25 protein-coding genes and 1 riboswitch are annotated in these 26,472 nt (G+C 73.6%); of the genes, 17 read left to right on the forward strand and 8 right to left on the reverse strand.

The window, feature by feature from the left end; genetic code table 11:
• Positions 1–54: 54 nt before the first annotated feature.
• Both ACFYTT_RS12615 and dapB read left to right on the forward strand, forming a co-directional pair.
• Positions 55–1,416, forward strand: coding sequence for a M16 family metallopeptidase (locus ACFYTT_RS12615; RefSeq protein WP_387258984.1), 1,362 nt, complete (start codon positions 55–57; stop codon positions 1,414–1,416).
• A 69-nt stretch (positions 1,417–1,485) separates the two neighbouring features.
• Complete coding sequence (gene dapB, locus ACFYTT_RS12620) at positions 1,486–2,259, forward strand: 4-hydroxy-tetrahydrodipicolinate reductase (protein WP_357213196.1); 774 nt, start codon at positions 1,486–1,488, stop codon at positions 2,257–2,259.
• 384 nt (positions 2,260–2,643) lie between these two features.
• Here dapB and ACFYTT_RS12625 read toward each other — a convergent pair whose 3' ends face one another.
• Positions 2,644–3,216, reverse strand: coding sequence for a GNAT family N-acetyltransferase (locus ACFYTT_RS12625; RefSeq protein WP_131057756.1), 573 nt, complete (start codon positions 3,214–3,216; stop codon positions 2,644–2,646).
• A 35-nt stretch (positions 3,217–3,251) separates the two neighbouring features.
• On the opposite strand from ACFYTT_RS12625, the gene ACFYTT_RS12630 reads away from it, so the two are divergent.
• Positions 3,252–4,559, forward strand: a complete 1,308-nt coding sequence (locus tag ACFYTT_RS12630) for a glycosyltransferase family 87 protein (RefSeq protein ID WP_387259743.1) — start codon at positions 3,252–3,254, stop codon at positions 4,557–4,559.
• Here the strand turns inward: ACFYTT_RS12630 and ACFYTT_RS12635 are convergent.
• Positions 4,458–5,009, reverse strand: a complete 552-nt coding sequence (locus ACFYTT_RS12635; RefSeq protein WP_131055338.1) for a GNAT family N-acetyltransferase — start codon at positions 5,007–5,009, stop codon at positions 4,458–4,460. The two genes, ACFYTT_RS12630 and ACFYTT_RS12635, sit on opposite strands and share 102 nt — an antisense overlap.
• 79 nt (positions 5,010–5,088) lie before the next feature.
• On the opposite strand from ACFYTT_RS12635, the gene ACFYTT_RS12640 reads away from it, so the two are divergent.
• From ACFYTT_RS12640 to ACFYTT_RS12665, 6 genes are all read left to right on the forward strand, one after another.
• Complete coding sequence (locus ACFYTT_RS12640) at positions 5,089–6,318, forward strand: winged helix-turn-helix domain-containing protein (protein WP_387258987.1); 1,230 nt, start codon at positions 5,089–5,091, stop codon at positions 6,316–6,318.
• Positions 6,315–6,884, forward strand: coding sequence for a DUF2752 domain-containing protein (locus ACFYTT_RS12645; RefSeq protein WP_387258989.1), 570 nt, complete (start codon positions 6,315–6,317; stop codon positions 6,882–6,884). The genes ACFYTT_RS12640 and ACFYTT_RS12645 overlap by 4 nt, the downstream gene beginning before the upstream one ends.
• Before the next feature lie 313 nt (positions 6,885–7,197).
• Complete coding sequence (gene thyX / locus ACFYTT_RS12650; RefSeq protein WP_131055348.1) at positions 7,198–7,941, forward strand: FAD-dependent thymidylate synthase; 744 nt, start codon at positions 7,198–7,200, stop codon at positions 7,939–7,941.
• An 80-nt stretch (positions 7,942–8,021) separates the two neighbouring features.
• The gene (dapA, locus tag ACFYTT_RS12655) at positions 8,022–8,948 is read left to right on the forward strand and encodes a 4-hydroxy-tetrahydrodipicolinate synthase (protein ID WP_387258990.1); all 927 of its coding nucleotides are present in this window, start codon (positions 8,022–8,024) and stop codon (positions 8,946–8,948) included.
• 52 nt (positions 8,949–9,000) lie between these two features.
• On the forward strand, positions 9,001–10,692 hold the full coding sequence (locus tag ACFYTT_RS12660; protein ID WP_131055346.1) for a ribonuclease J: 1,692 nt from the start codon (positions 9,001–9,003) through the stop codon (positions 10,690–10,692).
• 71 nt (positions 10,693–10,763) lie between these two features.
• A complete protein-coding gene (locus ACFYTT_RS12665) occupies positions 10,764–11,948 on the forward strand; it encodes a S1 family peptidase (RefSeq protein ID WP_176093014.1) in 1,185 nt (394 codons plus the stop codon).
• Between the two features lie 55 nt (positions 11,949–12,003).
• Here the strand turns inward: ACFYTT_RS12665 and ACFYTT_RS12670 are convergent, their stop codons facing one another.
• Both ACFYTT_RS12670 and ACFYTT_RS12675 read right to left on the reverse strand, forming a co-directional pair.
• On the reverse strand, positions 12,004–13,683 hold the full coding sequence (locus ACFYTT_RS12670; protein ID WP_387258993.1) for a YbjN domain-containing protein: 1,680 nt from the start codon (positions 13,681–13,683) through the stop codon (positions 12,004–12,006).
• Positions 13,680–14,147: a YbjN domain-containing protein gene (locus tag ACFYTT_RS12675; RefSeq protein WP_131057877.1), complete on the reverse strand. Its 468-nt coding sequence runs from the start codon at positions 14,145–14,147 to the stop codon at positions 13,680–13,682. The genes ACFYTT_RS12670 and ACFYTT_RS12675 overlap by 4 nt, the downstream gene beginning before the upstream one ends.
• Before the next feature lie 113 nt (positions 14,148–14,260).
• On the opposite strand from ACFYTT_RS12675, the gene ACFYTT_RS12680 reads away from it, so the two are divergent.
• Complete coding sequence (locus ACFYTT_RS12680; protein ID WP_387258995.1) at positions 14,261–16,720, forward strand: DNA translocase FtsK 4TM domain-containing protein; 2,460 nt, start codon at positions 14,261–14,263, stop codon at positions 16,718–16,720.
• A 111-nt stretch (positions 16,721–16,831) separates the two neighbouring features.
• On the opposite strand, the gene ACFYTT_RS12685 is transcribed toward ACFYTT_RS12680, so the two are convergent.
• Both ACFYTT_RS12685 and ACFYTT_RS12690 read right to left on the reverse strand, forming a co-directional pair.
• Positions 16,832–17,065: a hypothetical protein gene (locus ACFYTT_RS12685; RefSeq protein WP_343232793.1), complete on the reverse strand. Its 234-nt coding sequence runs from the start codon at positions 17,063–17,065 to the stop codon at positions 16,832–16,834.
• A gap of 90 nt (positions 17,066–17,155) precedes the next feature.
• Positions 17,156–17,470, reverse strand: coding sequence for a multidrug efflux SMR transporter (locus tag ACFYTT_RS12690; protein ID WP_131057162.1), 315 nt, complete (start codon positions 17,468–17,470; stop codon positions 17,156–17,158).
• Positions 17,471–17,530: 60 nt separating this feature from the next.
• A riboswitch (guanidine-III (ykkC-III) riboswitch) is annotated at positions 17,531–17,596 on the reverse strand.
• A 93-nt stretch (positions 17,597–17,689) separates the two neighbouring features.
• Between ACFYTT_RS12690 and ACFYTT_RS12695 the strand changes: the two genes are divergently transcribed.
• The 7 genes from ACFYTT_RS12695 to ACFYTT_RS12725 all read left to right on the forward strand — a co-directional run bounded on the left by ACFYTT_RS12695 (position 17,690) and on the right by ACFYTT_RS12725 (position 23,972).
• Positions 17,690–18,613, forward strand: coding sequence for an ornithine cyclodeaminase family protein (locus ACFYTT_RS12695; RefSeq protein WP_387258997.1), 924 nt, complete (start codon positions 17,690–17,692; stop codon positions 18,611–18,613).
• Positions 18,614–18,748: 135 nt separating this feature from the next.
• A complete protein-coding gene (gene rimO / locus ACFYTT_RS12700; protein ID WP_236146047.1) occupies positions 18,749–20,284 on the forward strand; it encodes a 30S ribosomal protein S12 methylthiotransferase RimO in 1,536 nt (511 codons plus the stop codon).
• Positions 20,285–20,340: 56 nt separating this feature from the next.
• Complete coding sequence (gene pgsA, locus ACFYTT_RS12705) at positions 20,341–20,934, forward strand: CDP-diacylglycerol--glycerol-3-phosphate 3-phosphatidyltransferase (RefSeq protein WP_131057602.1); 594 nt, start codon at positions 20,341–20,343, stop codon at positions 20,932–20,934.
• 48 nt (positions 20,935–20,982) lie between these two features.
• A complete protein-coding gene (locus ACFYTT_RS12710; RefSeq protein WP_387258999.1) occupies positions 20,983–21,507 on the forward strand; it encodes a CinA family protein in 525 nt (174 codons plus the stop codon).
• Positions 21,508–21,632: 125 nt separating this feature from the next.
• A complete protein-coding gene (locus tag ACFYTT_RS12715; RefSeq protein ID WP_131057730.1) occupies positions 21,633–22,091 on the forward strand; it encodes a helix-turn-helix domain-containing protein in 459 nt (152 codons plus the stop codon).
• Between the two features lie 205 nt (positions 22,092–22,296).
• Positions 22,297–23,166: a PspA/IM30 family protein gene (locus ACFYTT_RS12720; RefSeq protein WP_131057729.1), complete on the forward strand. Its 870-nt coding sequence runs from the start codon at positions 22,297–22,299 to the stop codon at positions 23,164–23,166.
• A 23-nt stretch (positions 23,167–23,189) separates the two neighbouring features.
• A complete protein-coding gene (locus ACFYTT_RS12725; protein ID WP_176093017.1) occupies positions 23,190–23,972 on the forward strand; it encodes a hypothetical protein in 783 nt (260 codons plus the stop codon).
• 37 nt (positions 23,973–24,009) lie between these two features.
• On the opposite strand, the gene ACFYTT_RS12730 is transcribed toward ACFYTT_RS12725, so the two are convergent.
• Together ACFYTT_RS12730 and ACFYTT_RS12735 are read right to left on the reverse strand one after the other, a co-directional pair.
• Positions 24,010–25,074 (reverse strand): LacI family DNA-binding transcriptional regulator, encoded by a 1,065-nt coding sequence (locus ACFYTT_RS12730; protein WP_387259002.1) that lies wholly within the window; start codon positions 25,072–25,074, stop codon positions 24,010–24,012.
• A 7-nt stretch (positions 25,075–25,081) separates the two neighbouring features.
• Entirely contained in the window at positions 25,082–26,455 is a 1,374-nt protein-coding gene (locus tag ACFYTT_RS12735) for a dihydroorotase family protein (RefSeq protein ID WP_357213224.1), read from the reverse strand.
• Between the last annotated feature and the right edge of the window lie 17 nt (positions 26,456–26,472).

Below are 26,472 nucleotides of genomic sequence, written 5' to 3' on the forward strand. Positions count from 1 at the left end.
GTTGCCGTGAGTCGGACCCGCCGTTCGTCCTTGCCCACGGCGCGACCGGGAGGGATGCCCTCGGGCGGCCGGCAGGCCGCCACGACCACCCGGTCCGCCGGAGCGGCCACCCGCGCGGTGACCAGGACGTTGAGTGACGACCCGCTGGGCGGTACGGTGCGCCGCACGGTCCTCCCCAGCGGGCTGCGGGTACTCACCGAGGCGATCCCGGCGATGCGCAGCGTCTCGTTCGGCATCTGGGTGGCGGTCGGCTCCCGGGACGAGACCGGCACGCAGGCCGGCGCCGCCCACTTCCTGGAGCACCTGCTCTTCAAGGGCACCCACAAGCGGGACGCCCTGGAGATCTCTTCGTCGATCGAGGCGGTCGGCGGCGAGACCAACGCCTTCACCACGAAGGAGTACACCTGCTACTACGCCCGGGTGCTGGACGCGGACCTGCCCCTGGCCATCGACGTGATGTGCGACCTGGTCGCCGACTCGGTGCTCGACCCGGCCGACGTGGAGACCGAGCGGAGCGTCATCCTCGAAGAGATCGCCATGCACGACGACGAACCCGGCGACGAGGTGCACGACCTGCTCACCCGGGCCGTCTACGGTGACCACCCGCTGGGCCGGCTGATCTCCGGCACCGCCGAGACGGTCACCCCGATGACTCGCCGGCAGATCCAGAGCTTCTACCGCCGCCGCTACGTCGCGCCGCAGATCGTCATCGCCGCCGCCGGGAACCTCGACCACGCGACCGTGGTCCGGCTGGTCCGGTCGGCGCTCAAGGGCAGTCCGCTCGACACCGACCCGGCGACGCCCGCGTCGCACCGGCCGATCACCCCGGCGGTACGCACCCAGACCGCCACCGTGGTCGTCCACGCGAAGGAGACCGAGCAGGCGCACGTCGTGCTCGGCTGCCCCGGCATCGACCGGCTCGACGAGCGACGCTTCGCCCTCGGCGTGCTCAACAACGTGCTCGGCGGCGGCATGTCCAGCCGCCTGTTCCAGGAGATCCGCGAGCGGCGTGGCCTGGCGTACTCGGTCTACTCCTACGCCAGCCAGTACGCCGACACCGGTCTGTTCGGCGTGTACGCCGGGTGCGCCCCGGGGCGGGTGCAGGAGGTGCTGGAGCTGACCCGGGCCGAGTTGGCGCGTACCGCCGCGCAGGGCGTCACCGAGGCCGAACTGGCCCGGGGCAAGGGGATGAGCAAGGGCTCCTTCGTGCTCGGCCTGGAGGACACCGGCTCACGGATGAGCCGGCTGGCCAAGGGCGAGCTGCTCTACGGTGACCTGGTCCCCGTCGACGAACTGCTGCACCGGGTCGACGCGGTCACGCTCGACGACGTCAACGCACTCGCCGCCGACCTGCTCAGCCGACCCATGTCGCTGGCCGTGGTCGGCCCGTTCGGCGACTCGGACTTCGTCGCCTGACCCGGCCGCCCGGGTGCGGCCGTCGTACCGCCGGGGTGCCGGCGTCCCGATTGGGATAGGTTGTGCCGCGTGACTGACGAGCAGGAGAAGGGCGCGACCGGGCCGATCCGGGTCGGTGTGCTGGGTGCCCGGGGCCGGATGGGCCTCGAGGTGTGCAGGGCCGTCGACGGCGCCGCCGACATGGAACTGGTGGCCTCGGTCGACCAGGGCGACCCGTTGACCGCCGTGGCGGACGCCGGTGCGCAGGTGGTCGTCGACTTCACCACCCCGGACGTGGTGATGGACAACCTGCGCTGGTGCGTCGACCAGGGCGTGCACGCGGTCGTCGGCACCACCGGCTTCACCGGGCAGCGGCTGGACCAGGTGCGGGACTGGCTCGGCGGCAGGCCGGAGCTGGGTGTGGTGATCGCCCCGAACTTCGGCATCGGCGCGGTGCTGATGATGCAGTTCGCCACCCGCGCGGCCCGGCACTTCGAGTCCGTCGAGATCATCGAGCAGCACCACCCGCGCAAGCTCGACGCGCCCAGCGGCACCGCCACGCACACCGCCCGCCTGGTCGCGGCGGCCCGCGCCGAGGCCGGGCTGGGCCCGGTGCCGGACGCCACCGCCGACGAGGTCCCCGGTGCCCGGGGCGCCGACGTCGAGGGGGTGCGCGTGCACGCGGTCCGGGCCACCGGCCTGCTCGCCCACCAGGAGGTGCTCTTCGGCACCACCGGCGAGACGCTGACCATCCGGCACGACTCGTACGACCGGGTCTCGTTCATGCCAGGCGTGCTGCTGGCCGTCCGCGCGGTGCCCGGCCGACCCGGTCTGACCCTCGGCCTGGACCCGCTGCTCGACTGAGCCCGACCCGGGCGGCCGCCACGCCCGACGCGGACCTCTCCCGGACCGGGGCTGCCGCGATGGACGGGGGTTGCCGTGACGGACGGGGGTTGCCGTGACGGACCGAGGCGGTGTCCTACCCCTGCTTCGGGCACTGTCGAGCTGAACCGTCTGCGCTATCGCGGCCCGGTCGGCCGCCCGTCACCGTCGGCTGCCCGTCACCGTCGGCCGCCCGTCACCGTCGGTCGGCTACGTGTGATCCGTCGCTGCCGGACGAGCCGTCGCTGGCTGCTCGCTGCCGAGTCGGCCGTCGGTGATCCGTCTCTGCTCTCAGCTCGACAGGCACCGGGGTGGCAGTACATCTCCGTCGTGGTGCTGCCGCAGCCCCGGCCGTCCGACGGCCGCTCAGTCCGCCTCGGCGGGCACCGCCACGTGCAGGCGCAGCTGCGGCACCAGCATGTCGTCCACGTCCAGCGCCCGCCCCGCCCCGTCGGGCTCCCAGCCGGCCGCGCCGAGGAACTTCCGGGACGCCTCGTCGCCCTCGAAGACCCAGGAGACGGCCCGGGTGAAGCCGGACTCCCGCCACAGGTCCACACTGGCGGCGAGCAGCCGGCTGCCGTGTCCGCGCCGGCCCCAGCGCGGCTCCACCAGCAGGTCGGTCACCGCCACCACGTCGGCGCCGAGCGCGTCGGCGGGCTCGTTCGGGGCCAGCGCCTCCGCGTCGACCGGCCCGGAGGCGGCGAAGCCCACCAGATACGATTGCTCGGCCTGTTCGACGGCGACCAGCACCCGATGGGTCTCACCGGGCGGCTGGCGCACCGCGGCGTCCCACCGCCGCGCGAGCCACGCCTCGTCGAGGTTCTCCAGCACGTGCCGGGGCAGCAGCCGCCGGTAGGCGACCCGCCAGGTCGCGAGCTGGATGCGGGCGATCTCGGCGACGTCCTCCGGACGCGCCGGGCGGACAAACCCCAGAGCCATGGGACGACAGCCTACGCAGGGTGAGGGAGGCGACGGTGGCGCAGGGTGCCAGGCGGACGGTCGGACAGGTCGTCGCAGTGGTCGTACTCGCCGTCGCGGTGACCGCGTTCCTCTCCGTGGCGGCGGTCCGGCACGGCTTCTTCGACCTGCACGTCTATCGCGGCGCGCTGGTCTGGTGGGTGCACGACGGCGGCGAGATCTACGACTACCTCAAGCCGGGCACCCAGTACGGCTTCACCTACCCGCCGTTCGCCGCGCTGGTGATGCTGCCGATGGCGTACCTGTCCTGGCACGGGGCGATCGTGGTGAGCGTGGCCGCCGGGGTGGCCACCGCCGCGGTGCTGATCTGGTGGCTGCTGGACCCGGTGTCCCGCCGCGCGGGCTGGACCCGGTGGTTCGCGTTCGCGGTGGCGCTCTGCCTGGCCGCCGCGTTCGAGCCGATGCGCGAGACCATCAACTTCGGCCAGGTCAACACGCTGCTGCTGTTCCTGGTCGCGGTGGACCTGCTGCGGTTGCTGCCACGCGACAGCAGGTGGGCCGGCGTCGGCATCGGCCTGGCCACCGCGATCAAGCTCACGCCCGGCATCTTCCTGATCTATCTGCTGGCCACCGGTCGCTGGCGGGCGGCGCTCACCGCCACCGGCACCGCGACCGCAGCGACCGTGCTGGCCGCCGCGCTGTTCCCGGACGCCTCCCGCGAGTTCTGGACCTCGGCGTTGTGGAACACCGGCCGCGTCGGTGAGCTGGCCTTCGTCTCCAACCAGTCGCTGCGCGGCGTGGTGGCCCGGCTCGACCCGCAGAGCCCCAGCACGCTGGCCTGGCTGGCGCTGGTGGCCGCGACCGTCGCGCTGTGGATCCGACGGTCGCGGGCCGCCGTGGCGGCCGGCGACGAGGCCGCCGGTCTGGCGCTGACCGGCGCGGTGATGTGCCTGGTCAGCCCGGTCACCTGGGTGCACCACCTGGTCTGGCTGCTGCCGGGGCTGTTGCTCCTGGTGGACCACGGCATGGCCGCGCCACCGCGTAGCCGTCGCCGGCACCTGCTGCTGGCCGCCGCCATCGTCGGGTACGGCTTCCTGACCAGCCGGATCGTCTGGGCGTGGGAGCAGGACTTCAGCGGGATCGACGGCTTCCTCTTCGGCAACACGTACGTCTGGATCAGCCTGGCGCTGCTGGCCTTCCTGCCGCTGGGCCGCCGGGGCGAACCGCTGGACCGGGGCGCACCGCCGGTACCGGCCGGACGGTCAGCCGTCGAGGCGGCCGGTGTACCGCAACTCGACCAGCCCGATCGGCGGACGCCCGCCGGAGAGCGGCACCGGATAGGTCGACTCCTCACCATCCGGTGACAACCCGGCCCGCTGGTAGAACCGGCGGGCCCGGTGGTTGTCCGCGAGCACCCACACCCGGTACTCCGACCAGCCGCGTTCCCGCAGGCCGTCGTGCGCGGCGGCGAACAGCACCGGAGCCGTGCCGTCGCCCCAGTGGGCGGGCGCCACGTAGAGCGCCACCACCTCGCCGTACGCCGGGTCGAGGTCGCCCCGGTCCTGGTTGTTGCGGTACGGCCCGAACGTGGTGAACCCGGCCAACGCCCCGTCGACCTCGGCGAGCAGCGTGGTGAACGGATGCTCCGGGTCGGCCGTGCCGAGGGCCCGGCGACGCTGCGCCCAGGCCACCGGGTTGAGTCGGCCCAGCACCTCGTCCGGCATGATCCCGGCGTACCCGGCCTGCCAGCCGCTCACGTGCACCCGGGCGATCGCCTCGGCGTCCTCGGGTTCCTCCCGACGGATGGTGGGCATGGCTCCAGTTCTAGGCGGCCCGGGGCGTCAGGTCCAGTCTCCGCACCGGTGTCGTACGGGTGACGTAGCCTGCGCTGCGATGGTCGCACCGGAATCACTCTCGCTCGCCCAGGCCCGCCGCGTGGCGCTGGCCGCACAGGGCTTCGCCGACCCGTCGCCCACCGGGGCGCCCACCCGCCGTCACCTGCGGCGGGTGCTCGACCGGGTCGGGCTGATCCAGATGGACTCGGTGAACGTCCTGCAACGCGCGCACTACCTGCCGCTCTACAGCCGGCTCGGGCCGTACCCGACCACGTTGCTCGACACCGCCGCCTACCGTCGGCCCCGTGACCTCTTCGAGTACTGGGGGCACGAGGCGTCGCTGGTGCCGGTCGGTCTGCATCCGGCGCTGCGCTGGCGGATGGCGCGGGCGCACACCGACGCCTGGGGCGGGATGCGCCGCATCGCCCAGGAGCAGCCCGCCCTGGTGGCCTGGGTACGCGACGAGGTGGCCGCGCGGGGACCGCTGACCGTGGCCGAGATCGAGCACGACGCACCCCGGGAGACCGGCAACTGGGGGTGGAACTGGTCGGCGGTCAAACAGGCGCTGGAATACCTGTTCTGGGCCGGCGAGGTGTGCGCGGCGGACCGCACCACCTCCTTCGCCCGCCGCTACGACCTGCCCGAACGGGTGCTTCCCGCCGAGGTGCTGAACGCACCCACGCCGACCGACGCCGAGGCGTACCGCACGCTCGTCGGCATCGCCGCCCGGGCGCTCGGCGTGGCCGCGGAGGTGGAGCTGCGCGACTACTTCCGGCTGCCGGTGGCCGGTGCCCGGCAGGCCGTCGCCGAGCTGGTCGAGGCCGGGGAGTTGCGCCCGGTGACGGTGCCGGGCTGGCGGCAGCCGGCCTGGCTGCACGCGCAGGCCCGGCTGCCCCGCTGGGTACGCGGCAACACGCTGGTCAGCCCCTTCGACCCGCTGATCTGGGAACGCGCCCGCACCGAGCGGCTGTTCGGCTTCACCTACCGCATCGAGATCTACGTGCCCGCGCCCCAGCGGGTGTACGGCTACTACGTGCTGCCGTTCCGGCAGGGGGAGCGGTTCACCGCCCGCGTCGACCTCAAGGCCGATCGCAGGGCCGGGGTGCTGCTGGTGCCGGCCGCCTGGGTCGAGCCGGGCGCCGACCTGGGGGAGACCGCCGTGGCCCTCGCCGCCGAGCTGTACCGACTCGCCGGCTGGCTCGGCCTGGACGCGGTCGCTCCGCCGTCCGCCGGTGATCTGGCCGGCCCGCTGGCCGCCGCGCTGCTGAGCGTGGCGGGTGTACGGTGAGCAGCGTGACGAGCGTTGACCGACCGGGCGCCCCCGATCCCCACGCGCCCGCCACCCCCGCTCACCCGGAGGGCTACCCCGGTGGCTATCCGGCGGGCTACTACCCGCCGATCGCCGAGCCCGACCGCCTGACCCGCTTCGTCACGCGCCTGCACGAGCGCACCCCGCGCTGGGTGGTGCCGCTGGCCGCCGTCGGCTGCGTCGCCGCCGGCATCGGGTACGCACTGGTCAGCGATCCCACCCGCTCCGCGCCGGACGCGATCCCCAGCTGCCTGCTCAAACTCACCACCGGGCTGGACTGCCCGGGCTGCGGTGGCACCCGCGCCCTCTGGTACGTCCTGCACGCCGATCTGCCGGCCGCCGCCCGGCACCACTTCCTCTTCGTCTTCGCGTTGCCCTTCCTGGCGTACTTCTTCGTCGCCTGGGCCGGCAAGCAGGCGTTCGGCTGGCGACTGCCGGAGTTGCGCGTCGGCCCGAAGCTGGTCGGCGGCTTCCTCGCCGCCTGGCTGGCCTTCACGGTGATCCGCAACCTCCCCTGGCCCCCCTTCACCGCCCTCTACGTCTAACCCCCCCCACCCCCCCCACCCCCCCCCCCCCCCCCCCCCCCCCCCCCCCCACCCCCCCCCCCCCCCCCCCCCCCCACCCCCCCACCCCCCCACCCCCCCACCCCCCCACCCCCCCACCCCCCCACCCCCCACCTCCTGAATGAGTTGATCAAGAGGTTTGCGCCCTCCGGCCACCTCGTTCGTGACCGAAACCTCTTGATCAACGCGGCGGTGCGCGCGGCGGGACACGTGGTGGGGTGGGCGGTGGGGTGGGCGGTGGGGGTGGGGTGGGGGTGGTGGGGTGGGGCCAACTACAGTCGCAGGAATGCCGGAGATGGTGCAGCCCCAGGTCAAGCTGATCGCGTGGACCCACTTCGACCCGCCGGAGGACGTGCCGTGGTCGACCGACGCGGACGGGGGACAGGCGCTCGCGGAGTTCGCCGGCCGGGCCTGCTACCAGAGCTGGAAGAAGCCGAATCCGGCGACCGCCACCAACGCCGGATACCTCGCGCACATCCTGGAGGTCGGGCACCTCTCGGTGCTGGAGCACGGGTCGGTGAGTTTCTACTTCAGCGGGGTCTCCCGGTCGTTCACGCACGAACTTATCCGGCACCGGCACTTCTCGTACTCCCAGTTGTCGCAGCGGTACGTGCCGGAGCGGGACGCGGCGATGGTGGAGCCGAGGGTGATCGCCGAGGACCCGGAGCTGCACAAGCGGTTCGTCGAGGCGGCCGAGGCGAGCGTGCGGGCGTACACCGAGTTGTTGGAGGGGTTGGAGCGGCACTTCGCCGACGAGCCCAACCCGACGTTGCGGCGCAAGCAGGCCCGGCAGGCGGCGCGGGCGGTGCTGCCGAACGCCACCGAGACGCGGATCGTGGTGACCGGCAACTACCGTGCCTGGCGGCACTTCATCGGGATGCGGGCCACCGAGCACGCCGACGTGGAGATCCGCGAGCTGGCGGTGGAGTGCCTGCGGCAGTTGCAGCGGGTGGCGCCGAACGTCTTCGCCGACTTCGCCGTCTCGACTCTCGCCGATGGCACCGAGGTGGCGGCGAGCCCGCACATCGCGGCATCCTGAGCGGGAGAGCACTCCGCTCACCGAGGGGTCCTGAGGCCTTCCCCGGCGGCCGACCGCCGGCCGTCCGCTAGGTTGTCACCATGACGCACGACCACCTTGACACACCGGTCCGGGCGGCCTCCCGCCCCTTCGGACGAGTGCTCACCGCGATGGTGACCCCGTTCACCGCCGACGGTGCGCTCGACCTCGACGGCGCCGCGCGGCTCGCGGACCACCTCGTGACCGAGCAGGGCAACGACGCGCTGGTGGTCAACGGCACCACCGGCGAGTCGCCGACCACCACGGACGCGGAGAAGGAACGCCTGATCCGGACCGTGGTGGAGACCGTCGGTGAGCGGGCCCGGGTGGTGGCGGGGGTCGGCACCAACGACACCCGGCACACCATCGAGCTGGCCGCCGCCGCGGAGAAGGCCGGTGCGCACGGGTTGCTGGTGGTGACCCCGTACTACAACAAGCCGCCGCAGGCCGGGTTGCTGCGTCACTTCATCGAGGTGGCCGACTCCACCGGCCTGCCGGTGATGGTCTACGACATCCCGCACCGCGCCGGGGTGCCGATCGAGACCGAGACGCTGGTCCGGCTCGCCGAGCACGGCCGCATCGTCGCGGTCAAGGACGCCAAGAACGACCTGACCGCGACGAGCTGGGTGACCAGCCGCACGGACCTGGCGTTCTACAGCGGCGACGACGCCTCCACGCTGCCAGCGCTCGCGGTCGGGTGCGTGGGCGTGGTCGGCACCTCGACGCACTTCACCGGGGCCGACACCAAGCGGATGATCGAGGCGTACGACGCGGGGGACACCGCGACCGCGCTCGCTCTGCACCGCCGGCTGCTGCCGTTGTTCACCGGGATCTTCCGGACCCAGGGCACGATCCTGGTGAAGGCGGGTCTGAACGCGTCGAAGCTGCCGGCCGGGCCGGTCCGGTCGCCGCTCGTGGAAGCCACCGAAGACGAGTTCGCCCAGCTGCGCGCCGACTGCGCGGCGGCGGGGCTACCGCTACCCGAATGATCAAACGACACGACGGACGCCGGGTGACGGCGTCGCAGAATGAGGTGAACGCGTGACCGAGGCGCACAACGAGGAGGCCCAACTTCCCCCGCCGCTGCCGGAGGGCGGACTGCGGATAACCCCGCTCGGCGGGCTCGGCGCCATCGGCCGGAACATGACCGTCTTCGAGTACGACGGCAAACTGCTGGTCGTCGACTGCGGCGTGCTCTTCCCCGATGTGGAGCAGCCCGGTGTCGACCTGATCCTGCCGGATTTCGGTCCCATCCTCGACCGGCTCGACGACGTCCAGGCGATCGTGCTGACCCACGGGCACGAGGACCACATCGGCGCGGTGCCGTACCTGCTCGCCCACAAGCCGGACATCCCGCTGGTGGGTTCCCAGTTCACCCTGGCGCTGGTCGAGGCGAAGCTGGCGGAGCGGCGGATCCAGCCGTACACGTTGACGGTGCGGGAGGGCGGCCGGGAGCGACTCGGTCCGTTCGAGTGCGAGTTCTTCGCCGTCAACCACTCGATCCCGGACGCGTTGGCGGTGGCCATCCGTACGCCGGCCGGCCTGGTGCTGCACACCGGCGACTTCAAGATGGACCAGCTCCCGCTGGACGGCCGGATCACCGACCTGGCCGGGTTCGCCCGGCTCGGCGCCGAGGGCGTGGACCTGCTGCTCTCGGACTCCACCAACGCGGAGATCCCCGGCTTCGTCACCCCGGAGCGGGAGATCGGCCCGGTCCTCGACTCGATCTTCGCCAAGGCGCGCGGCCGGATCATCGTCGCCTCGTTCGCCTCGCACGTGCACCGGGTGCAGCAGGTGTTCGACTCGGCGCTGGAGCACGGCCGCAAGGTCGCGCTGATCGGCCGGTCCATGGTGCGCAACATGGGCATCGCCCGCGACCTGGGGCTGCTCAACATCCCGGCGGGCCTGGTGGTCGGCCTGGACGAGGCCACGTCGATGCCGCCCGAGCAGATCGTGCTGATGTCCACCGGGTCGCAGGGCGAGCCGATGAGCGCCCTGGGCCGGATGGCCAGCGGCGACCACCGGCACATCACCATCGCCCCGGGCGACACGGTGGTGCTCGCCTCGTCGTTGGTGCCGGGCAACGAGACCTCGGTCTACCGGGTGATCAACCGGTTGGCCCGGGCCGGTGCCGTGGTGGTGCACAAGGACGTGGCCAAGGTGCACGTCTCCGGCCACGCGCCCGCCGGTGAACTGCTCTACCTGCTCAACGTGGTGCGGCCCAGCAACCTGATGCCGGTGCACGGCGAGTGGCGGCACCTGCGGGCGCACGCCCGGCTCGGCATCGAGTCCGGGGTGGCGGCCGACCGGGTGGTGCTCTGCGAGGACGGCGACGTGGTCGACCTCGTGGAGGGCCGGGCCAGCCTGGTGGGACGGGTCAAGAGCCGGTACGTCTACGTCGACGGACTGGCCGTCGGTGACGTCAGCGAATCGCTGCTCACCGAGCGTCGCATCCTCGGTGACGGTGGGTTCATCGCCGCGACGGTGGTGGTGGACTCGGTGACCGGCAAGGTGGTCGCCGGGCCGACCGTCTCCGCCAAGGGTTTCTCCGAGGACCAGCAGGCGTTCAACGCGGTGATCCCGTTGGTGACCGAGGCCCTGAACAGGGCCGCTGCGGACGGCATCACCGACCCGCACCAGCTCCAGCAGATCGTTCGTCGCACGGTGGGTCGGTGGGTCAACGACGCCTACCGGCGCCGGCCGATGATCGTGCCCACTGTCGTCGAAGTCTGAACCGTTCGGTCCATCCGCCCGTACTCCGATCCGGCAGGCGTGCCCCGCGCCGGCCGGGAGGAGCATGGCGGATGGACCGCAGACGATTGACAGCCATCGGTGTCGTGGTGGCGGCGCTGGGCGCGGCGGCGGCGGTGGCCCTGCCGTCCTTCGCCGGTGACGGCGGCGCGCCGAGCACCGCGCCGACCGGTCAGGCCGTGGCGGGCGCCGACGCGGAGGTGGTCGAGGCCATGCGTCGCGACCTGGGGCTGGACCAGGCGCAGGTCGCGGCGCGGCTGAAGACCGAACGCTGGGCCAGCGGGGTCGTCGAGCAGCTCCGGTCGGACCTCGGCGGGGACTACGCCGGTAGCTGGCTGAGCGCCGACGGCGCCCAGCTCAACGTCGCGGTCGCCGACGAGGCACAGGCACAGCGGGTACGCGCCACCGGCGCGGTGCCGAAGGTGGTGGAGCGTGGCGTCGGCCAGCTCGACGCGATCAAGACCCGGATGGACCGGACCGCCGGGCGGGCCGAGAACGTCTCCGGTTGGTACGTCGACGTCGCCACCAACACGGTGGTGGTGCTCGCCGCACCGGGTGCCGAAGCGGCCGGCTGGCGTTTCGTGGCCCGTGCGGGCGTACCCCGGCAGGCGGTCCGGATGGCCACCGAGGAGCAGCCGCGACTCTTCGCCGACGTCCGTGGCGGCGAGCCCTTCTTCGTCGGCGCCGGCCGCTGCTCGGTCGGGTTCGCGGTGGTCGGCGGCTACGTGACCGCCGGGCACTGCGGCCGGGTCGGTGCCCGGACCTCGGGGCCGGACGGCGAGTTGCAGGGTGTGTTCCGGGCCTCCTCCTTCCCCGGCGACGACTGGGCCTTCGTGCAGGTCAACCAGAACACCCGGGTGCTGCCCGAGGTGACCGACTTCCGGGGCGGCATCGCCCGGGTCGCCGGCTCGCAGGAGGTGCCCGCAGGGTCGTCGATCTGCCGGTCCGGCTCCACCACCGGCGTACGCTGCGGCACCGTGCAGGCCCGCAACGCCACCGTCCGCTACCCGGAGGGCCTGGTCAGCGGGCTGGTCCGGACGAACGTCTGCGCCGAGCCCGGTGACTCCGGCGGTTCGTGGATCTCGGGCAGCCAGGCGCAGGGCGTCACCTCCGGCGGCTCGGGCGACTGCGTACGCGGTGGCACGACGTTCTACCAGCCGGTCAACGAGATCCTGCAACGCAACAACCTGACGTTGCTCACCACACAGAACTTCGCCACGTTGGGCAGCCGACGCTGATTCCCTGCCGGCCCGGTCGGACGCGTCCCGTCCGGCCGGGCCGGCGCATGTCCGCTCAGGGCAGCGCGGCGACCGCCTCCGCGTACGCGACGCCCGTGCGGACCGCCGCGTCGACGAGGACCGTGACCTGTGCCGGGGCCACCCCGTACGCCAGGTCGGTGGTCACCTCGCCGGCCAGCACCAGTTCACCCTCGCCCGGATCGTGCACGTACGCGCTGGGCAGCAGCCGGTCCCGGTTCCACCCGTTGCAGAACGCGTACGCCTCGGCCCGACGGGCGGCCGGCAGCCGACGACCGGCGACCACCCGGGCGTGCAGGATCTCGCCGCGCTCCCCGGCCCGCCGGAACTGGATCACCGCGTCGCCCCAGCGCCCGAGCACGGTGCCGGTCGGGTCCAGGGCGTACCCGTCGCCCCGCCGGTCCAACGCCTCGGTGATCATCCGTACGGTCAGTGCACCGACCTCGTCCGCCGTCTGACCGGCGGCGTCGTCCGTCCTGACCTCGGCCCCGGTCCCGCTGCCGGTCGGCGTCGGGTCGCCGGGCCAGGGCTCGTCGTCCGGCTCGATCTCGTCCTCACCCGGCAGCGGCACCGGCTCGGCCAGCGGGCGTTCGGCCAGCCAGGCGGCGATCCGGCCGGACTGGTGGCCGGTGCCGTTGCGGGCGTCGAAACTGCCGGCGAGCGCGGTGGCGACGGCGAGCAGCTCGGCACCGAGCGCGCTCACCGTGACCTGCGCCGCCGGCCGTCCCCGGTATGCCGGCCGGTGCACCGGGCGGTCGCCGTCGGCGGCGGCGCGGGCGCAGACCAGCGCGCCGGCGGCGGTGAACTCCATCACCGACCGGTCGTCGTGCGGCTGGTCCAGCCGGGGCAACTGCGCGACCAGGATCGCCAGCCCCTGCCCGAGGTGCCCGCCGAGGGCACAGAAGCGCAGGTGCGTGGCGAGGTGGCCGAACCCGTCGGGCTCGACCCGGTGCCGCCGGTACGCCCGGACGTGGGCGCGGGCCGCCCGGTGCGTCTCGCCGGCCCGCAGCCAGGGCAGCAGTGCCCCGGTCAGGGCCGCTTCGGGCTGGGCGGTGCAGCCGTCCGGACCGTCCAGCACGGACGCGACGGCGGTGAGCGCCTCCGTCCAGTCGCCCCAGCCGGCGAGCAGTTCGGCCTGGCGTACCGGCAGGCAGTCGGGACATCCGGCGGCCGGGTCGGCGGGCGCGGCCTGCCACCGGCGCAGCCAGTGCCGGGCGGCGGGCTCGTCGCCGAGATGGTCGGCGATCCGGCAGCGCACCTGCGCCACCACCGCGTCGTCCCGGTCCGCCGTCACCCCCGGGCCCGTGTCGGTGTCGAGGAGGTGGGCGGCCTGGTCGAGGCCGATGCGCGGGGTGCCGAGCAGGGCTTCGGCGGCGTACCGGCGGTAGCGGCGCAGCGTGTCGTCGTCGGGGCCGCCGGGGGTGGACCGGGCGCGGGCGGCGGCGTCGAGGCAGCGCCGGACGGGCTCGAAGAGCCGCCACCGCTCGCCGCCGCGCAGGTGCGTCTCGACCAGTTCGGACCAGGCGGCCCGGGCGGTGGCGGGGTCACCGGCCGCCTCGGCGCGGACGGCGACGCGTTCCACCTCGGCGATGCGCGCTTCGCCGTCCGGCATGTCCCGGGCGACGTGCAACGCGTCGGCGGGCCGTTCGCCGGGGACCGGCGCGGTGGTCCGGCTGCGCTGGCGGCCACGTCCGGGACCGGTCGGCCAGCCGGTCACGGCCGCTCCGACCCGACGAGCCGGCCCACCTCGGCGGCCAGCCGGCGGCCGGTGGAGATGCCCCGGTCGAGCAGCCGGTCGAGCTGGTGCGGGGTGACGCCGCGTTCCAGGTCGGTGATCACCTCGCCGCAGACCCGGGCCCGTCCGGCGTCGTCGACGTGGACGAACGCCTTGGGCCAGAACAGGTCGTGGTTCCAGGTGTTGCAGAACTCGTGCAACCGGGGCACCTCGTCGAGGCCGAAGGCGGGCGTGGCCACGATGCGTACCTGGAGGATCTCGCCGTCGTCCCCGGCGCGCAGGAACCAGACGTGGCCCTCGGCCCACCGGCCGACCAGCGCACCCCCGTCGGCGGTGACGGGGTGGCCCCGGTGCGCCAACACGGCCGTGACGAGGTCGTGCGTCAACGGCCGCAGTGCCGACGGATGGCCGGCCAACGGTCCGTCCTCGAACTCCGGCGACGCCATCGGGCACCCTTCCATGGGGCGAATATCACGGCACGCGGCGGTGGCCGCGCTGCGACACGCGGACGCGACCAGTAAGACCGGCGTATCCCGGGGCCCGCCGTTACGGTGATGCTATGGCGGGCCGTACCTCTCAGGCGAGTCGCCGACGCGGCGCGTCGCCGCGCGGTGGCACGAACAACAGTCGTGCGCGCCAACCGGCGAAGAAGACCCGGGCGCCGGTCCGGCGTCGCACCACGGCCCGGGGGCCGGGCCCGGCGGCGTACGTCGGCCGGGCGGTCCGTGCGGTGTGGATGGGCCTGGCGCACAGCGTCGGGTGGGCGGTACGCGCCACCGGCCGTCAGGCCGCCTCCGCCGCCGACATCGACCCGGAGCACCGCCGCGACGGCGCCGGCCTGCTGGTGATCGGCCTCGCCCTGCTCACCGCCGGTGCACTGTGGTTCTCCGGGGCCGGCCCGCTGGGTGCCCAACTCGCCGACACGATCCGGTTGTTCCTCGGTGCCATCTCCATCGTGGTGCCGGTGCTGCTCGGCATCGGCGCCTGGCGGCTGATGCGGCAACCCGGCGATCCCGAGCACCGGGGACGCGGCGTGATCGGCTGGGGCTCCATGCTGGTCGCCACCGCCGCGATGCTGCACATCGGTCAGCAGCCGTCCGACCCGACCGAGCGGGACTTCGCCGGTGGCCTGGTCGGCGCGGGCGTCGGCAGCCTGCTGGAGCGCGCGGTCACCGCCTGGGTGGCGGTGCCGCTGCTGCTCCTGCTGCTGGTGTTCGGGCTGTTGGTGGTGACCGCGACGCCGATCAACAAGGTGCCCGAGCGGCTCGGCCTGCTGGCCGGGGCGGTGATCGGCCGCACCGAGGAGGAGGACGAGGCCGAGGCGGAGACGCCCGCCGCGCCGTCCCGGCGACGGCCGGCGAAGCGGACTCCTCCGCCGATCGATCCGGACGACTTCGAGGACCTGGACGGGGTGGACCTCCAGGAGACCGTGGTCCTGCCGCGCAAGGCACCGTCCCGGGTGCCGGCCAGCCGCAAGCCGGCCGAGCCGCCGGAGCACTCGCCCGCGCCGACCCGGGCCGAGCAGCTCGCGTTGACCGGGATGGCCGGGGACTACACGCTGCCGCCGGCGAACATGCTGAGCACCGGAGCCGCGCCGAAGAGCCGCAGCAAGGCCAACGACGAGGTGATCGCGGCGCTGACCGGGGTCTTCGACCAGTTCGACGTGGACGCGGCGGTCACCGGATTCACCCGGGGCCCGACGGTGACCCGGTACGAGGTCGAGCTGGGCCACGGCGTCAAGGTCGAACGGATCACCCAGCTCTCCCGCAACATCGCGTACGCGGTGAAGTCGCCGGACGTGCGGATCCTCAGCCCGATCCCGGGCAAGAGCGCGGTCGGTGTGGAGATCCCGAACACCGACCCGGAGAACGTGGCGCTCGGTGACGTGCTGCGGTCGCGGGCGGCCACCAGCGACCACCACCCGATGGTGGTGGCCCTCGGCAAGGACATCGAGGGCGGGTTCGTGGTGGCCAACCTGGCCAAGATGCCGCACATCCTGATCGCAGGCGCCACCGGCGCCGGGAAGTCCAGTTGCCTCAACTCCCTGCTGATGTCCATCCTGACCCGGGCCACGCCGGACGAGGTGCGGCTGCTGCTGATCGACCCGAAGCGGGTCGAGCTGACCGGCTACGAGGGCATCCCGCACCTGGTCACCCCGATCGTGACCAACGCGAAGAAGGCCGCCGACTCGCTGGAGTGGGTGGTCCGCGAGATGGACATGCGCTACGACGACCTGGCGGCCAACGGGGTCCGGCACATCGACGACTTCAACCGCAAGGTCCGCAACGGCGAGATCAAGGCGCCGCCGGGCAGTGAACGGGAGATGCGCCCGTACCCGTACCTGCTGGTGATCGTGGACGAGTTGGCCGACCTGATGATGGTCGCACCGCGTGACGTGGAGGACTCGGTCGTCCGGATCACGCAGCTCGCCCGGGCCGCCGGGATCCACCTGGTGCTGGCCACCCAACGGCCCTCGGTCGACGTGGTGACCGGTCTGATCAAGGCCAACGTGCCGTCCCGGCTGGCGTTCGCCACCTCGTCGCTGGCCGACTCGCGGGTCATCCTGGACCAGCCCGGCGCGGAGAAGCTGCTCGGGCGCGGTGACGGCCTGTTCCTGCCGATGGGCGCGTCGAAGCCGGTGCGGATCCAGGGCGCCTGGGTCACCGAGCGCGAGATCGGCGACGTGGTCAAGTTCTGCAAGGACCAGCGCGAGCCGGAGTTCCGTTCCGACGTGCTGGCCCCCGCCCAGGAGAACAAGAAGAAGATCGACGAGGACATCGGCGACGACCTGGACCTGCTGGTGCAGGCGGTCGAGCTGGTGGTCACGTCTCAGTTCGGCTCGACCTCGATGCTCCAGCGCAAGCTGCGGGTCGGGTTCGCCAAGGCGGGTCGCCTGATGGACCTGATGGAGACCCGGGGCGTGGTCGGCCCCTCCGAGGGTTCCAAGGCCCGCGAGGTGCTGATCAAGCCGGACGAGCTGGACGAGGTCCTGGACGGCCTGCGGGGCACGGAGGGCTGACCTCGGTGGCTCCTGGCCGATCGGTCGGCGCCGTCACACCGGACCGACCCGTACACGAGGAAGGGCCCGCCGGACGTCCGGCGGGCCCTTCCTCGTCTGCGGTGTCGCGGGTCAGCTCGCGAGGGCTGCCGCGAGGACCAGGTTGAGCAGGATCGCGGCCACGCCGGCCCCGGCGGCGTACCAGCCGAGCGGCTTGTCGCCCTGCACCGCGCCGGCGACCCCGAGCCCGACGGCGACCAGGCCGAACAGCAGCGGGAACAGGAACAGCGCGAGGCCGGCGAAGACGAAGCCCGCGATCGTGCAGATGCGGGCGGCGTTGGTGCGCGGGCGGGTGCCTGCGTGCATGTTGGCCATGATCTCCTCCGGTGGTCAACTCGTCGTTGATCGGCCAGTACCCATACCGGCGTGCCGTCCAAACAGCACCCCGGACACGGATCAGTGATAGATCTTGAGCCCCACCACACCGGCCACGATCAGCAGCAGACAGAGCAGTCGGGGCAGGCTGGCCGACTCGCCCAGGACGAGCATGCCGACCAGGGCGGTGCCGGTCGCGCCGATGCCGACCCACACCGCGTAGCCGGTCCCGACCGGGATCTCGCGCAGCGCGTACGCCAGGCCGCCCATGCTGAGCACCAGCGTCACCGCGAAGACCGCGGAGGGGACGGGTCGGGTGAAGCCGGCACTGCGGTCCAGGGCGATCGCCCACGCCGTCTCGAGAAGTCCGGAGATCACCAGTGCGATCCAGGCCATCGGGTCACCTCTTCGGGGCCGCCCGGGCCACCGGGGCGCCGGGACGAGTCGGGTCCATCACGCGGGGCGTCTTGGCTCACCGGGTACGCCCACGACTCGTCCGGGACGGCCACGCGGGCCGTCGCGACCGACCGTAGCACCGGACGCGGCGGACGGCCCGGGTGAGAACGCTCACCGGAGGTGGACCTCAAGGTGACTTCAACTTGCACGATGGCAGGCATGACGGTCCTCATCACCGATCCGGAGGTCGCCGCCGCGCTGGACGCCGCGACCACCGTGGACGCGATGCGCCACGCCCTGCTCGCCGCGTACGAGGGACGACTGGTGGCCCCGCCCCGGGCCGCCGCGCCGCTGGGCGGGGGCCGGATGGTGCTGACCGCCGGGCACCTGCGCGACGAGTGGTACGGCTACCGGTCGTACGACACCTTCGGGCACCCGGGTGCCGAGCAGGTGGTGGTGCTGCACGACGGGCGTAGCGGGGTGGTGCGGGCGGTGGCGGTGGGGGAGGAGTTGGGCTCGCGGCGGACCGGCGCGATAGGTGGGGTCGCGGTGGACGCGCTGGCCCGTCCGGGCGCCGCCACGGTCGGCGTGATCGGTGCCGGCCGGATGGCCTGGGCCCAGGTGTGGGCCGCCGCCGCGGTACGACCGCTGCGCGAGGTGACCGTGCACAGCCGCTCGGCGGCCCGCCGGGAGGCGTTCGCCGCCCGGGTCCGCGCCGAACTCGGCGTCCCGGCCCGCGCGGTGGACACCGTGCGCCGGGCCACCCGGGACCGGGACGTGGTGGTGCTGGCCACCACGTCCACCACGCCGGTGCTGACCGCCGCCGACGTCTCCCCGGGTACGCACGTCAACGCGGTCGGCTTCAAGCAGTCCGACCGGGCCGAGTTCGGCACCGACCTCCTCGACGCCGCAGCCGTGCTGGCCAGCGACTCCCCGGAGCAGGCGGGCGCGTACGTCCCGCCGATGCTCGCCGCCCAGCCGCCGTACGCCGCCCGCCTGCGCGACCTGGGCGCGGTGCTGGCCGGCACGGCACCCGGCCGCGCCGACGCGGACCAGATCTCGGTCTTCTGCTCGGTCGGCCTGGCCGGCACCGAGGTGTTCCTGCTCGACCGCCTGGTCTCGGTCCTCGCCCCGGCCGCCTGACGTCCGGCCCCACCGTGCCCGGTCGGCCGCCGCGCGCCCTGCCCGGTCGGCCCGAGCGCGCACGACCCGTCCGCCTCCGGTCGGTCGGGGTCCGGCCGGGCTGTCGGCCGGTGCCCGGTGGCCCGGTACCCTCGGATGGTGTCTGCCACCTCTCCTGTCGACGACTCCCAGGCGGTGCGTCCGGCGTCGCCCCGCGACCCGGAGCAGCCCGCCGACGGCCGCCGGGTCGCCCTGCTGACCCTGGGCTGTGCCCGTAACGAGGTCGACTCGGAGGAGCTGGCCGCCCGCCTGCACGCCGACGGCTGGCAGGTGACCACCGACGGCGAGGGCGCCGACGTGGTGGTGGTCAACACCTGCGGTTTCGTGGAGAAGGCCAAGCAGGACTCGATCCAGACGCTGCTGGCCGCCGCCGACACCGGCGCCAAGGTGGTCGCGGCCGGCTGCATGGCCGAGCGGTACGGCCGGGAGCTGGCCGACAGCCTCCCCGAGGCGCAGGCGGTGCTCAGCTTCGACGACTACCCGGACATCGCGTCCCGGCTGGACGCGGTCGTGGCCGGGCGGGAGTTCGCCGCGCACACCCCCCGCGACCGGCGGGAGCTGCTGCCGCTGACCCCGGTCGCCCGGCGGGACAGCGCGGTGTCGCTGCCCGGCCACGGCACGGTGGCCGAGGTGGACGAGCACACCCCGGCGCACCTGCGTCCGGTGCTGCGTCGCCGCCTGGACAGCGGTCCGGTGGCCTCGCTCAAGCTGGCCAGCGGCTGCGACCGGCGGTGCACGTTCTGCGCGATCCCGGCGTTCCGGGGCGCGTTCGTCTCGCGTACGCCGGACGAGCTGCTCGCCGAGGCCGAGTGGCTGGCCAAGAGCGGTGTCCGGGAGCTGGTGCTGGTCAGCGAGAACTCCACCTCGTACGGCAAGGACCTGGGCGACCCCCGCGCGTTGGAGAAGCTGCTGCCGCAGCTCGCGGTGATCGACGGCATCGTCCGGGTACGCGTCAGCTACCTCCAGCCGGCCGAGACCCGGCCCGGCCTGGTCGAGGCGATCGCCACCACGCCCGGCGTGGCACCCTACTTCGACCTGTCGTTCCAGCACTCCAGCGAGCCCGTGTTGCGCCGGATGCGGCGTTTCGGCTCCACCGACCGCTTCCTGGACCTGCTGGCCTCGGCCCGTGCCCTGGCGCCGGAGGCCGGGGCGCGGAGCAACTTCATCGTCGGCTTCCCCGGCGAGACCCGCGCCGACTACGAGGAACTGGTCCGTTTCCTCACCGAGGCCCGGCTCGACGCGATCGGGGTCTTCGACTACAGCGACGAGGACGGCACCGAGGCCGCCGGACTGCCCGGCAAGGTCTCCGCCGCCACCATCAAGCGCCGGTACGACAAGCTCAGCGCCCTCGCCGACGAGCTGTGCTCGCAGCGCGCCGAGGACCGCCTCGGCGCCACGGTCGAGGTGCTCGTGGACTCGGTCGACGGCGGCGTGGTCGAGGGGCGGGCCGCGCACCAGGCTCCCGAGGTGGACGGCTCCACCACCCTGGTCGCCCCGGACGGCGGCGGGGTCGACCTGGCCGCGCTGCGCCCCGGTGACCTGGTCCGGGCCACCGTCACCGACACCGAGGGCGTCGACCTGGTCGCCGTACCCGATGAGATGATCTCGGCGGCGCCCGGCGCGACACGGTGACCGCCGGCCAGGAGGAAGCGGGGGAGCGACCAGGTGTGCTGCCGGAGAGCGGGCCGATGACCGAGGCGACGGAGTCCACGCCGCTTCCCGTGGTGGCCCGGGTGGTCCCGGTGGTCAACGCCGCCAACGCGCTGACCGCGCTGCGGCTGCTGCTCGTGCCGGTCTTCGCCGCCTGCGTGGCGGTCTCCGGCATGACGCACGCCGGGTGGCAGACCATCGCCTGCGTGATCTTCGTGGTGGCCTCGGCGACGGACCTGGTCGACGGCTGGATCGCCCGCCGGTTCTCGCTGGTCACCGCGTTCGGCAAGGTGGCCGACCCGATCGCGGACAAGGCGCTCACCGGTGCCGCCCTGCTGCTGCTCTCCTGGTACGGCCAACTGCCCTGGTGGGTGACGGCGGTCATCCTCGCCCGCGAACTGGGCATCACCGCGCTGCGCTTCTGGGTGATCCGGCGCGGGGTGATCGCGGCGAGCCGGGGCGGCAAGGTCAAGACGGCGCTCCAGATCCTCGCCATCACCTGGTATCTCTGGCCGATGCCCGACGGTCTGGCCGTGGTCGGCCCGTGGATCATGGCGGCGGCGGTCGCGGTGACGGTGGTCACCGGGTTCGACTACGTCGCCCAGGCTCTGCGGCTGCGCCGTATCCGCTGATCGGTCGCCCGGCGGTGCGGCGGGTAGACCGCCCGCTCGTCGGGAAGGATGCAGGGCGTGGGTGTCACAGAGGGCGAAGGACAGATGGGCAGCGCGGCGGCCGGTGTGGTGCACCGCCTCACCGAGCGGCGGGAGACCCTCGCCACCGTCGAGTCGCTGACCGGTGGACTGCTGGCCGCCACGATCGTGGAGGTCGCCGGGGCGAGCGCGGTCTACCGGGGCGGGCTGGTGGTGTACGCGACCGAGCTGAAGGAACAGCTCGCCGACGTACCGGCGGATCTGCTGGCGGCGCGCGGCCCGGTGGACGGCGACGTGGCCGCCGCCCTGGCCGAGGGCGGACGGCGGCGCTGCGGCGCCGACTGGGGCCTGGCCACCACCGGCGTCGCCGGCCCGGAGCCGCAGGACGGCAAGCCGGTCGGGTTGGTCTACGTGGCGGTCGCCGGCCCGCACGGCAGCGAGGTCCGCGAACTCCACCTGGACGGCAGCCGGGACCACATTCGGGGCGAAACCGTCACCGAGGCGCTGCGGATGGTCACCGCCCACGTGCAGAAGGACGCCGCTGCCGCAAGCTAGGAGGGCGGGGCGGGATGTCGCGGCGGCCCGCAACGGGTACGGTTGCGGGAAAGCTCCGACAGTCGGAGCCGGTGCGCACCACCGGGCCGGCGGCCGGGCGAACTGTGTCCCTCAGGGGAGGTGCGATGGTCCTGCTACGCCGGGTGATCGGTGACGCACTACGGGCGCGCCGGCAGGGGCAGCACCGCACGCTGCGCGAGGTCTCTTCCGCCGCCAACGTCAGCCTGGGCTACCTGTCCGAGATCGAACGCGGCCAGAAGGAACCCTCAAGCGAACTGCTCGCCGCGATCTGCGACGCCCTCGGCGCCCGTCTGTCCGAGCTGTTGCGCGAGGTCAGCGACACCGTCGCCCTCGCCGAGCAGCTGCCGGGCGTGCTGGTGCCGGTGCAGGACGAGCCGGCCGAGGCGACTCCGGTCGGCGCGACGGCGGTGCACAAGTCCACCGGTCGACCGGTCCGCCAGGTCAGCTCGGACGGCTCCGTCGCGGTCGCGGTGCGCCAGGAGTCCCCGCTCAAGGCGACCCTGCGCAGCACCCGGGTCCGCTCCGCCGAGCGCACCGAGCGGGACGTGGTCTGCGCCGCCTGAGCGTGTTCCACACCGCGTGAGCCGCCGGCCGATGGTCGAGGTGGCGACCGCCGCGTAGGGTTGATCGCAGCGTCCCCCTCGCGCCGGTACGGATGCCGTGCTGGCGCTCGGCGGGGACGATGGACCCACCATCGCCGGTGGCCGAGCTGGGCCGGCCGGACATGGCGGTTGGCGCAGCGAACGTGACTGAGGGGATACGGCGGAGATGGCGAACCCGTTCGTCAAGGGGTGGAAGTACCTGATGGCGCTCTTCGGCGCCCGAATCGACGAGCACGCCGATCCCAAGGTGCAGCTCCAGCAGGCGATCGACGAGGCGCACCGGCAACACCAGGCGCTCGTGCAGCAGGCCGCCGCGGTGATCGGCAACCAGCGGCAACTGGAGATGAAGCTCTCCCGGCAGATGTCGGACGTCGAGCGGTTGCAGAGCAACGCCCGGCAGGCGCTGGTCCTCGCCGACCAGGCCCGGGCGAAGGGCGACGAGACCGAGGCCGGACGCTACGAGCAGTCCGCGCAGACGCTCGCCAGCCAGCTCGTCTCCTCGGAGCAGGCCGCCGAGGACCTCAAGACCCTGCACGACCAGGCGCTCGCCGCCGCCGGCCAGGCCCGCCGGGCGGTCGAGAACAACTCGATGATCCTCCAGCAGAAGCTCGCCGAGCGGGCCAAGCTGCTCAGCCAGCTCGAACAGGCCAAGATGCAGGAGACGGTGGCCTCCTCGCTGGAGTCCATGTCGGCGCTCACCGCTCCCGGCAGCACGCCCAGCCTGGACGAGGTCCGCGACCGCATCGAACGCCGCTACTCCACCGCGATGGGCCGCGCCGAGCTGGCCGGCAACTCGGCCGAGGGCCGGATGCTGGAGATCCAGAAGGCTACGCTGGACGTGGCCGGGTCGGCCCGACTCGACCAGATCCGCGCCAGCATGGCCGGTGAGCAGCTCGGCGGCACCGCCGACCGGGACGCCGTCGGTGGCCAGCAGCCCGCCGCGCAGACCAACGACCCCGGTGTGGCCCGCCTCGACGAGCTGCGCGCCAGCATGAACCGGGATCGCAACCCCGGCGACGCCAGCGCCGCCGGCTGAACCGAGGCGTCAAGGAGGCGACGGTGGCAACAGACGAGCGCACCCGCTACTTCCGCCGGCTGGGCAAGCTTCGCCGCTCCGCCCGCCGGTGGAGCGTACTGGCCGGTGGGCTCGGCGGTGCCACCGTCATCCTGACCCCGTACGCCGGTATCGGCCTCGCCGACGCCGCCTGGGCCGCCGCCGCAGGCGCCTCCACCGCCCTGGCCGCCTGGCGTTGGGTGGACCTGCGGGCACTGGCCGCCCAGCCCGCGCCACCCGCGCTCGACCCCGCCCAGGCCGCCGCCCGCAGTCGGGCCCGCCTGGTCGCGGCCGTGGAACGACTCCCGGTCGGTGCCGGCGTGGTGGCCGAGGTACGCCGCGCCCGGTCCCGTGGCGCCCTCCGGGGCACCAGCGCGGCCCAGCCGTGGGAACGGCTGGACCGGGCGGCGTCGACCCTGGCGTCCATGGGCGGCCGGCTGACCGGCTTCGCCGAACCCGCCGTCGCCGAGGCCACCGCGGCCGAGCAGTCGCTGCGCGAGCTGGCGACCCGGGTGGCGAGCGTGGAACGTGCGGTACGCCTCGCGCCACCCGACGCGCGTCCCGCGCTGGCCGAGGCGCACGAGGCGCTGACCGGGCAGTTGGACGCCGGTGTGGGGGCGTACGAGCGGCTGGTGGTGGCCGCCGCCGGGTATCTGGCCGAGGAGTACCGGCCGAACAGCGAGCACCCTTCCGCGGCGCGGCTGACCGAGGCCACGGACATGCTGCACGGTTTCGCGTCGGCGCTCTCGGAGCTACGGGCCGTCGGCCGCCCCGCCACCACCACCTGACGGCCGGACCTCCGGATCGACGTGCTCGGGACGTTGTCTACCCACTCTGCCCGGTGTCCTGTGGCGGGCAAGGGCGGACCGGTGCGGTCGAGGCGCGTACCACCAGCCGTGGGGTGAGCCGGACCGAGTGGTCCAGCGCGTCGCCGTCGGTGAGTGCCTCGACCAGCAGGGTCGCCGCCCGACGGCCGACGTCGAAGTAGGGGACCCGTACCGTGGTCAGCGCCGGGTCGACGCGGTCGGTCAGCGGCATGTCGTTGTAGCCGACCACGCTGATGTCCCCGGGGCAGCTCAGGCCGGCGGCGCGGATCGCGGCGTAGCAGCCGAGCGCCATCATGTCGTTGCCGGCCAGGACCGCGGTGGGTGGCTCGTCGTCGGCGAGCAGGGCGGCCAGTGCGCTCTCGCCGTCCCGTTCCGAGTAGCCCTCCCGGGCGACGACGTAGCCCTCGGGCACCGGCAGGCCCCGGTCGCGCATGATGTGCTGGAAGGCGACGTACCGTTCGTGCCCGGCCGAGGTCCAGAGGGGTACGCCGAGGTAGGCGATCCGTCGATGCCCGAGGCCGATCAGGTGGTCCAGCGCCTGTGCGACGCCGACCGATTCGTCGACCGTCGCCGACGGGACGGTGGTGGCGTCGACCTTGCGGGACATCATCACCACCGGCACTCCGGACGCGGTCAGCTCCACCGGCAGCGGCTGGTCCCGGCGGGCGGTGGCCAGGATGATGCCGGCGACCCGCCAGGAGAGCAGCATGCCGAGGCGTTTGGCCTCGGCCACCGGGTCGTTGTCGGTGTCGGCGAAGAGCGTGGTGTAACCGTGCCGGGCGAGCACCTGCTCGGCGCCGCGCACCAGCGGTGGCATGACCGGGTTGGACATGTCGGGGATCAGCACGCCGATCGCCGCGCTGCGGTGGGTGCGCAGGCTCCGGGCCATCTGGTCGGGTACGTAGCCGAGTTCGGCGGCGGCCTGCCGGACCAGCGCCTCGGTGCGGGAGTTCACCGGCCGGCTCTTGGAGCCACTCAGTGCGCGCGAGGCGGTGGCCAGGTGCACGCCGGCGACCCGGGCCACGTCCCGCAACGTCGGCTGGGTGCCGTGGGTACCCGTCACAGTCGTCTCAACCCCGTCCCGGATTCGTGTCGCCGGCACCCGGCCGACGGACGAAATGTCCGCCACCGGGCTCCAGGATCTCACCATCGTGGACGATCGGTCGTCCCCGCAGCCAGGTGGCGTGCAGCCGGCCCCGCAGGGTTCGTCCGTGCAGCGGGCTCCACCCGACCTTCGACCGCATTGTCGCCTGGTCCACCCGCCAGCTACCGGCCGGGTCGAAGAGGACCAGATCGGCGTCGGACCCCGGCGTCAGCCGGCCCTTGTGGGGCAGCCCGAGGATGCGGGCCGGGGCGCCGGCCACCGCGTCGACCAGCCGCTGCGGAGTGAGGTCACCGTCGAGCATCGCCGCGTAGGCGAGCGGCAGGGACGTCTCCAGCGCCGGGTATCCCGGCGATGCCGCCCAGGCGTCGTCGCGGCCCCGGTCCTTCTCGGCCCGGGTGTGCGGCGCGTGGTCGGTGGCGACGGCGTCGACCACCCCGTCGGCGAGGGCGCTGAGCCACCGCCGCCGGGCCGTCGCCGAGAAGACCGTCGGCAGCACGTAGACCCCCTGCGTCACCAGGTCCTCCTCCTCGCTCAGGGCCGGGAAGCAGGTCTCCGCCGTCAGTCCGGGATGCCCGGCCCGTGCGCGGGCGAAGAGGTCCAGGGCGTCGAGCCCGTACGCGCTGAGGTGGGCCAGGTGCACCCGCTGTCCGGTGGCGGTGGCGAGGTCGAGGACGGTCCGCAGGCCGGACAGGTTGCCGGGTCCCCGGGTGACCTCGAGGACGGCGGCCGGGTCGCGCCGCCCGGCGGCGATGAGCCGGTCCCGGTGGGCGTCGCTGGCCTGCTGGTCGCCGACGTGCACCGCGACCGCCCAGCCGAGCCGGCCGGAGACCTCCAGCACCCGGGCGACGGCGGCCGCGTCGGCGGAGTAGAGCTCCTCGAAGCCGGGGGCGGTGGCCATGTAGATCTTGACGCCGATCGCCCCGGCGTCCGCCATCGCGGCGAGCGCGGCCGGATCGGTGCCGCCGGCCCAGAGCGCGAAGTCCACCGTGGCGCGTCCACTCCAGGAGGTGATCTTCTCCCGGTAGCGCGCGACCGAGGTGACCTGCGGCTGGGTGCTCGGCATGTCGCAGACCAGGGTGGTGCCGCCGGCCGCTGCGGCGGCCGTGCCGGTCTCCACCGTCTCCTTGTGGGTCTGTCCCGGATCACGCAGGTGCACGTGCAGGTCGATGGCGCCCGGCAGGACGTCGAGGCCGTCGACGTCGACGATCGTGCCGGCGTCGACGGTGCCGACCGGCTCGACCGCCCGGACCCGCTCACCGGCGACCACCAGGTCGACCACGGTCGGCGTGGCGTCGGCGGTGAGCAGCCGTCCGCCCCGCAGCACGGTGAGTTCCCGCACTTCACCACGGTGACCTG

This window comes from Micromonospora sp. NPDC003816, assembly GCF_042874705.1.
GTDB lineage: Bacteria > Actinomycetota > Actinomycetes > Mycobacteriales > Micromonosporaceae > Micromonospora.